We start from the raw sequence: 1,444 nt of genomic DNA on the forward strand, positions 1-1,444 counted from the left end.
CACCGGAGTAGACGTCTGGAACATCAACTCCTCCGAGTGGTCTGACCGCGGCTACGAGTTCGATGCAGCCGAAGCGGGCACGCCGTTCCGCTCCAGCGACCACGACCCCGTGAAGGTTGGGCTGAGCTCGGCACTCCCGCCGGTGAACATTGACCTGCTCTCGATCAACGACTTCCATGGTCGCCTCGAGGCCGCTCCGCCGGTCGCTGGAGCGGCCGTGCTCGCCGGCACCGTCGACAAGTACCGCGCCGCGAACCCCAACACGGTCTTCGTGGGGGCCGGTGACCTGATCGGTGCCTCGACTTTTACGTCGTTCATCCAGAAGGACCAGCCCACGATCGACGCTCTCAACGAGATGAAGCTCGACGCGAGTGCGCTCGGAAACCATGAGTTCGACGGTGGACGCGCAGATCTTGATGACCGCATCATTCCGGCTGCGAAGTGGGATTATCTCTCGGCAAACGTCTACGACAAGGCCACGGGCAAGCCCGCCTACGACCAGTACTTCCTCAAGAACTTCGGTGACGTGACGGTCGGCTTTATCGGAGCCGTGACAGAAGAGCTACCCAGCCTGGTCAGCCCGGCCGGAATCGCGACCCTGGAGGTCAAGCCCGTCGTTGCGGAGGTCAACCGAGTTGCTGACGAGCTCAGCGATGGCAACGCGGCCAACGGCGAAGCCGACGTGATTGTGCTGCTCGTTCACGAGGGCGCGGCCACGACCGATATCGCGAGTGCTACCGATGACTCACCGTTCGGTCGGATCGTCACCGGGGCAAACGCTAATGTCGACGCGATCATCTCGGGCCACACCCACCTCGCCTATGATCACGAAATTCTCATTAAAGGCACCAACACACTGCGCCCGGTCATCTCGTCGGGGCAGTACGGCGAGAAGTTTAGTCACACCTCGATCTCGGTAGACCCGAAGTCGGGCGAGCTGATTTCTATCTCGGCCGAGGTGCTCCCGCTCGTCGGAGCGGCCGCGCCAAACCCCGCCGTCACGAAGATTGTCGCAAACGCGGTCGCGGTCGCTAAGGTGCTCGGGGCGGTAAAGGTCGGAGACATCACCGCCTCCTTCACCCGCGCGAAGCAGACTGCGGGAGCGGAGAACCGCGGTGGTGAATCGACACTGGGCAACTTCGTCGCGGACGTACAGCTCGACGCCACCAAGGCGTCTGGCGCAAAGATTGCATTCATGAACCCGGGAGGCCTTCGTGCCGACCTGGCGTTCGGCTCCACCGGGGCCGCCGATCCCGATGGCAACGTGACCTTCGCCGAGGCGGCAGCGGTCCAGCCGTTCGCCAACACACTGGTCACAATGAACCTGACTGGAGCCCAGCTTAAGGCCGCGCTCGAACAGCAGTGGCAGCCCGCTACCGCATCTCGACCGTTCCTGAAGCTTGGCGCGTCCAGAGGATTCGAGTACACCTACGTCGTGAACCCG

1 protein-coding gene is annotated in these 1,444 nt (G+C 63.0%); it reads left to right on the plus strand.

Annotated features, from left to right (window positions below; genetic code table 11):
- Nucleotides 1–1,444: 5'-nucleotidase C-terminal domain-containing protein (locus RMN95_RS04530; RefSeq protein WP_309615765.1), on the plus strand; the 1,444-nt coding region annotated here is incomplete at both ends.

Origin of the sequence: Salinibacterium sp. (genome assembly GCF_031364185.1) — a bacterium.
Classification (GTDB): domain Bacteria; phylum Actinomycetota; class Actinomycetes; order Actinomycetales; family Microbacteriaceae; genus Rhodoglobus.